Source organism: Moorena sp. SIO3H5 (assembly GCF_010692395.1).
Lineage (GTDB): Bacteria > Cyanobacteriota > Cyanobacteriia > Cyanobacteriales > Coleofasciculaceae > Moorena.
This window is the reverse complement of sequence record NZ_JAAHHS010000478.1, coordinates 1-5,381: the sequence shown is the minus strand read 5'-3', so window position 1 is coordinate 5,381 and position 5,381 is coordinate 1. Positions and strand designations below refer to the sequence as shown.

Annotated in this window: 5 protein-coding genes; 3 read left to right on the top strand and 2 right to left on the bottom strand. The window is 41.5% G+C overall.

Features of this window, described 5'->3' with window-relative positions; all coding sequences use genetic code 11:
• From F6K52_RS31685 to F6K52_RS31675, 3 genes are all read left to right on the top strand, one after another.
• Positions 1-702, top strand: a 702-nt coding sequence (locus F6K52_RS31685) for an FAD-dependent monooxygenase (protein ID WP_293088276.1), incomplete at its 5' end; no start/stop codon positions are given.
• A 182-nt stretch (positions 703-884) separates the two neighbouring features.
• Positions 885-2,405: a cupin domain-containing protein gene (locus F6K52_RS31680; RefSeq protein ID WP_293088274.1), complete on the top strand. Its 1,521-nt coding sequence runs from the start codon at positions 885-887 to the stop codon at positions 2,403-2,405.
• Positions 2,406-2,903: 498 nt separating this feature from the next.
• Positions 2,904-3,896, top strand: coding sequence for a sulfite exporter TauE/SafE family protein (locus tag F6K52_RS31675; RefSeq protein ID WP_293088272.1), 993 nt, complete (start codon positions 2,904-2,906; stop codon positions 3,894-3,896).
• Positions 3,897-4,019: 123 nt separating this feature from the next.
• Here the strand turns inward: F6K52_RS31675 and F6K52_RS31670 are convergent, their stop codons facing one another.
• Both F6K52_RS31670 and F6K52_RS31665 read right to left on the bottom strand, forming a co-directional pair.
• Positions 4,020-5,126: a glycosyltransferase gene (locus tag F6K52_RS31670; RefSeq protein ID WP_293088269.1), complete on the bottom strand. Its 1,107-nt coding sequence runs from the start codon at positions 5,124-5,126 to the stop codon at positions 4,020-4,022.
• Complete coding sequence (locus F6K52_RS31665) at positions 5,041-5,322, bottom strand: hypothetical protein (protein WP_293088267.1); 282 nt, start codon at positions 5,320-5,322, stop codon at positions 5,041-5,043. Before F6K52_RS31665 ends, F6K52_RS31670 begins: the two co-directional genes overlap by 86 nt.
• Positions 5,323-5,381: the final 59 nt, after the last annotated feature.

Sequence of the window (5,381 nt, the reverse complement as noted above, 5' to 3'; positions counted from 1 at the left end):
TATCATGGCTTAGCTCGTCAATCTGTTCCCCATGAAGCTGTAGACATTTACCGCAAACAATACAACTATCGCTGGTTAGCCATTTTAGCCTACGCTCCCCCTTCAGCCCAGCATACTCTTTATGGTGTACATCCAGATGGTTTTGCGGCTCATATGCTTCGCAATAGCAAGATTTCTCGCTATTACCTTCAAATTCCCAGCACCGATACTTTAGACGATTGGTCAGATGAACGCATCTGGGCTAATTTACACCAGCGCCTTGCTAAAGAAGGATGCCCATTAAATGAAGGTGAAATCTTTCAAAAGCGTATTATGGAGCTGCGAAATTATGTGATGGAACCTATGGCTTATCAGCGATTATTATTAGCAGGAGATGCCGCTCATATTATTACCCCAATGGGTGGAAAAGGCTTAAATTTAGCGGTGCAAGATGCGGGAGTTTTAGCAGAAACACTGATTAGCTACTATCTCGAAAACCATGATATTTCTTATCTTGAGCGGTACTCCAAAATTCGCTTGCCCTACATATGGCGTGCTCAAGAATTCTCTTACAGCTTGTTAACCATGCTGCACTCACCGGAAGGAGAAGATTTAGAAGATGTGCGTTTCCGACGCAAATTAAGTGAATCCAAACTGTCTCAACTGACAACTTCATTAACTTTTGCTAAAAATTTTGCCCGGAACTACGTTGGAATTGTATAATTTTTGGAATTCCTTGGAAGACCAAAGAATTTCAGACTATAGCAATTCTAAATCATTTGTAAAATCAGCAATCTCTGGAATTGTTGCTGGGCAAGGGTTATAGCGATGGCTTTGCCTAATATATTTCACGAATCATTTAGAACTGCTATATTACATTGTCAAAGTTTTTAGTAGGTATACCCATGAATCCCAAGACTAAGTCTACCGCATTTTACTTTGCTAGCTCATTTCTCTTAACTTTGGGAATTAGTTTTCCTGCAGAAGCTCACTTTAGTTGGGATTTCCATCAGCATGAACAAGAGGATTCTTCAAATGTTTCTTCTTTTACAATTCCGACCAATGCTACTGAAGCTTCAAATACTCTTGAAATCACAGCAGATGGTGACACTCCAGTTGTATTACCTGATGTAGATCGTCCAGGGTTTTGGCTATTCAGTGACAACGCAGAGTTTGTTGAAATCGGTGACAATACTGATGGGCAGTTAGCAATCTTTGATTTCACTACCTTACCGGGTGGGCCACTCCCTCACTATCACACCCTTGAAGATGAGTTTGTCTACGTTCTTGATGGAGAAATAACCTATCAACTTGAAGATCAACTTTTTACGGCGACACCTGGAACCTTCATTTCTAAACCGAAAAATGTTCTCCATGCTTTTGTTAATGCAGGTGAAAGACCTGCCCGTCACATAGAGTTTGTAATCCCAGCTGGAATTGATGGCCTATTTGAAGGGCTGGGTCAACCGGGAACCTCTGATAATCCACCTATTCCTCAACTTCCAACACCTGAATTAATCGAGGGTGGCTTCCAACTGTTGAGCGATTTTGGGGTGGTGGCACCTGACTCATTACTCATTACTCCCCCTCAATTTGGAATTACTCAAGAGGGTGATCCTGAACTTGTTGTAATTCGTCCGGGTGAAGCTGATGGAAAAGCGAGTGCGACATTAATTGTTAGTAATCCTGAAGATGACTCAACTGTTGCTGAAATTCCTGTTACCTTTGGGGATGGAGAACGAATTCAGAACGTAGAGATTACGGGTATTGAAGGTGCAGAAAACCAGAACTTTGAACTGACCTTAGTTGATCCGATTGATACCAGTATTGCACTCCTACAAAATAAAGCCCTTTTAACCTTGGGTGAGGATAATACTTACACCTTACTTGATGGGTATTCTCCGGATGATTTTCCTCTGTTACTCCCTGATCCGAATCCGAATTCTTTTTGGTTAGGTGGAAGTAATTATACACAGGTTGCTAACGTTGACCAAACGGAAGGACTGCTCTCATTATTCGATGTGTTTATTCCCGAACAAAACTCAGGGCTTGAAGAATTATTAATAGCTCCAACTGATTTAGCACTCTACACGTTGGATGGAGAGGTAACTATTAATGTTGCCGATCAATCTTTTAGTGCTGATCCTAATACCTTTATTTACTTGCCACAAGGAAGCCAGTATACTTTTAGTAATTTTGGACAATTTTCCGCTCGCACTCTACTATTTACGGCTGATAATCCGTCTAAATTAGAAGATTTTGTTATGACATTTGGTACTTTAGATGATCAAGACAATGTAAATATTCCTGAGCCTTCTTTGATTTCCGGTTTACTACTCATGGCTTGCAGTGCAGGCGCTCTGTTGAATAAAAATCGTAAATCATCAAATGAGAATATTAATTGTCGATTCAAATTAATTGGATAAAGGTTTCCTATAGTGAAAGCATCATCAAAAAACGTTTATCTTTGAAATTTAGGGGGAATTAAATATTTTAAATTCCCCCACAATAAACAGACAAGGCTGAGTCGTATTTTTTCCAAAGATAAGCAAGATAAACTATGGTTTTTATATCATTAATCAACAAAGAATAACTATCTTTCAATTTTATCTAGAATTACTTCCACACGTCATTGAGTCTACTTCAACTAGAAAATTGAGTTAATTCCTCCCCAAAAGAGCAAAAAATCGTTACTTTATAATGCTCAACTGATTCGCAAAATTTTCACAACTGATAAAACTAAACTTACATTTTTTTACTGTTTTTTAAATCAGTAATCACTGAACTATGTTTTTTTATACTTGTTAAATCGTTTTTTTTATAATCAGAGAAACGATATTAATTATATTTGCTAAAAAATAAATTTAAAAACTTCTATAATTCGTTTCCGTATCAATCCACTTATCTTCAATATTTTAAAGTTTATGTATTCATTTTTTCAGTTTATTTTATACCAACGTTCTATTCGTTATAGTCTATTGTGTGTACTCACAGTTTGGACAAGCTGGCTGATTATTCTTGAACCCAGTCGAGCTATTTATAACCTGATTGAACATTGGGAATTCGCTTTCACAATGGTCTTTGGTTCCATGGTTGCAGGAGCGACAAGTATGGGAGGAGGCGCAGTTGCTTTTCCAGCTTTAACAAAGTGGCTTCACGTCTCTCCCCCCGATGCAAAACTCTTTTCTTTAGCCATTCAAAGTATTGGAATGAGTGCCGCATCTTTTACTATTGTAGCTATGAAAACTCCAGTAGAATGGAAGTTAATTCGTTGGGTGAGTTTAGGGGGAATTCCAGGTATTTTTATGGGAACAGCTTTTCTGGCTCCTTTACTTCCTCCCGAAGTCATTAAAATTTCATTTACAATGATGGTGAGCAGTTTTGCCCTCATTTTAATTCACTTAAATTTAACTAAGGCTGAACGTAAATTTACGATTGAACACTGGGGTAAACGAGAAAAAATTTTATCTATAGTCGTCGGATTAATGGGGGGTATGATTAGTGGGTTAGTTGGGAGTGGAATGGATGTTTTTGCCTACTCTGTAATGGTGTTACTGTTTGGCTTGTGTGAGAAAGTTAGCACTCCAACGTCAGTTATTTTGATGGCAATTAATGCCGTCACAGGCTTTTTAATTCATAACTTTATCCTGGGGGATTTTGTCACTCCCGTCAGTAATTATTGCTTAGCGGCGGTTCCAGTTGTGGTAGTGGGTGCGCCAACCGGAGCAATTCTTTGTAGTCTGATGAAACGTCAAATGGTGGTTGGGATTTTGATTAGTTTAATTGTAATTGAATTGCTGACTTCTTTACTGTTGATTCCGCTTACGACATCCGTAGTTTCGGCTGGATTTTTTGCCCTGATTTTATTTACTTCATTTTATTATCTGATGTATCGCACAAAACTGAGACGCGCTTAATTGAGTGATTCTAGGTTTTATCATTATAAAGTGAAGCATCAGTCCGAGGAAACACAATCCTGTGTTCTCAGACTGAAGTTACCCTTTGACAAAACGGTACAACGGGGAGCAGGGTAAGAGATTTCAGCAGCGCGCAATCGCATCAGCATAGGCGATCGCTGCTGTTTCCCACTTGGGCAAATTAGTACTAATTTCAGCTAATTGTTTTTCTTTCAAACCACCGATTACCTTCTCGCCTGCCTCCCTGGGCTGATCAGGATCAACAGTAATAATGGCAGAACCCCCCGCTTCCAGACCGGCTTGATTCCCTTGAGATACCACCACGAAACGACCAAATGATGCGGCTTCGGCAATCGGTAGTCCAAATCCCTCCCGGTCAGACAGAAACACTACCGCTGTTGCCTCTCGATACCATTGAGCTAGAATGCGATCGCTTATGTGGCCATGATACTGAACCCAAGGCAAACTCTCAATTGAATTGAGGAACGCTTCACCGCTAGCTTGGGTGGAAGTATTCATCCCTCCCACTAAATGCAATTCCCAAGGTTCACCACTGAGCTCTCTGAGTTGAGTGGTTAATGCCACAGCTTCCGGTAAACGCTTGGCAGCTGGATCGATCCGACCTACGGATAACAAGAATGGTCCAGTGGGAGCAGGAATTGAGACGGTCGGTAACTTAGCTAGGGCTGAGTCTACTCCATTGGGAATAGTTTTCAGCTTCTGTTGAAGCCTTGGGTTAGGGCGAAAGTGTAGCAGGTCATTCTCCGTAGCTTTGCTGACCACGATAATCTGCTGGGCAAAACGAATCGAGGCATCCAGGTAAATTAGCGATCGCAAAGCCGTTTTTATGCGATCGCCATACTTATTAGCCGCTTTCCATTCATTCACATCATGAATCACAGCAATAGTAGGTGGATGCCACGGCAGAACGATCGGGTTAGATAGCCAGACTAGAGCGTCTACTCCTGCTTGAGCACAATACCCACTCAAGCGAGTCGCCACCCAACCATACCGCTTAGCTGGGGAGTAATCCAGCGGTGGTAGGATATTAACACTATCTGCCAACTCCTGTAGGGTAGGGGTATTCTCAAACGCATTCGGAGAAGCCAAGATTTTCACCTCAGTGCCTCGGCTGATCAGTTCCTCAACTAGAGGTGGTAGTAATCGATTGAGATACTGCCCAATTCCTAAGCGAGGACCAAGATAGTGGGCAATTAAGGCAACAGACATAGCTTATAGCACCGGAAACAGGGAACAGGGAATCGGGAATCGGGAATCGGGAATCGGGAATCGGGAATCGGGAATCGGGAATCGGGAATCGGGAATCCGGAATCGGCGTAGGGTGCGTTAGGGGCGGGGTCGCCCTAATTTTCCGCTCTACCGCCAGTGTTAGGATAGCCCGTCCCGTAACGCACCACCAGGTCAAGCAGCAAAAATGAGATGCACCCAGTAGGGAACAGGGAGTAGGGAACAAAAATATTCACA